General features: G+C 33.2%; 1 protein-coding gene. It reads right to left on the bottom strand.

Going from position 1 to position 1,598, the window contains the following annotated elements; translation table 11 throughout:
- Nucleotides 1-1,267: 1,267 nt before the first annotated feature.
- On the bottom strand, nt 1,268-1,598 hold a 331-nt coding region (locus DW173_RS24190), incomplete at its 5' end, for a hypothetical protein (RefSeq protein ID WP_369904726.1).

The following is a 1,598-nucleotide window of genomic DNA, read 5'->3' as shown; positions in this document are numbered from 1 at the left end:
GTTTAATTTACACATCTCCCTGCCTGGTGAATGATTCCTCTTGTTCTTTTCTTCTGCAAACGATTTTTCATTTTCATTTCTCATATTCTCATAAATAATACGGTAATTATATGTAAATCAATAATATAATAGTATGAGAAATAAAATATAAAATGGTATTTCTCATACTATTTCTATCATTTATCCTTAAAAATGATGCATTTCTCATAGGTTTTAAATCGTTTCTCATCTTATTCTCATACTCCTTTTATCTATTTTACTCCTTTCTCATGCATTATGGCTGTATCTTTTCCCAGACTCTCGTCGAACTTTACGATTATTCCTTTTTCTTATGTCGTTTATTAAGCAACTTCCTATTGTTTACTGCTTTCCTGTGTATCATGCACCTTATATCCTTATGCTTTTCCTTAATCATTACCATTTTTTCCTACTACTATCTGTATCGTTGCACTCGAGTGAACAGATCGTTTCACTCGAGTAGACGGTTCTTTCTACTCTAGTGCACAGGCCTGTTCACTCGAGTGCAACGATACAGATGCAGGTAGGAAAATATGCGAATGTCTGCTCTATATACTTTCAATAAGCACTGATAATATATTGTAAAGCTGTGTCTAGTCTGGTATTCAACCTGGTCTTTAGTTTAGGATCTAGCTTGAGAATTTATAGCATAAATAGTCAAAATACTATGAGAAATACCTTGAAAAGGTATGAGAAATGCACTGTTTTCAGTATAAAACGCTGGTAATACTATGAGAAATGCCTTTTTTATTTTATTTCTCATAGTGTTATATTGATGATTTACAGTTGATTATTGTGCAACCTATGAGAATATGAGAAATGAAAATGAGAAATCATTTCTAGTGGCGCTGCGTCGCTGAATATCCTGTATTCTGCTGGTCATGCCCAATTAACCATTCCAATTAATCCATCCCCTTTAATAATCCCCTTTAATAATCTCCTTTTGTAATGTCCCTTTGTGGTATATCCCTAGTATTCTTTTTACATTTCGTTCTTTTTCTTGTTTTCCTTCTATATCATCTTCTTGTCTCTTTCTTCCTGTTGTCTTTTTCTCATCTGTAATTCGACTGTAATTTTGTTATTTCTTTTTTCTGCATCTTTTTCTCTCTTGCGTTCGCCTACGCGCCCGCGTGTGATATAATAATGTGTCCCATGTGTACCGTTTCCGCCCGCAATCCACTTATGATAAAAAAATATGTTCTACAACATCATTATCTTTCAGCGCTTTAGCATATTCTTTCAAAAAAACTTAGAAAAAAGAGTTTAATATATTTGGATTGTATACGAAAAGGGCGTACTTTTGCACCCGCTTTCCAAGAGAAGAAAGCCTTGCAGAATTGACATAGTGAAAAAGCGAAATTGCGCTTAAAGAAAAGAACAAAAAAACTTCCAAAAAGTTTTGGAGTATAATAAATAAAGTTCTTATCTTTGCAGTCCGATTCGCAAAGAAAACGGCCTTTGTTTTTTCTTTTATACATTCTTTCCCTTTCGCATAGAGAGCCTGAGAAATGAGTAAAAAGAAAAAATAAAAAAACTTCCGAAAAAGTTTGGTAGTTAAAAATAAAGCCTTTACCTTTGCA

The sequence above is a fragment of the Bacteroides sp. AM16-13 genome, from assembly GCF_003602705.1.
Lineage (GTDB): Bacteria > Bacteroidota > Bacteroidia > Bacteroidales > Bacteroidaceae > Bacteroides > Bacteroides xylanisolvens.
The sequence above is the reverse complement of the archived record's forward strand: the minus strand, read 5'-3'. Positions and strand labels throughout refer to the sequence as shown.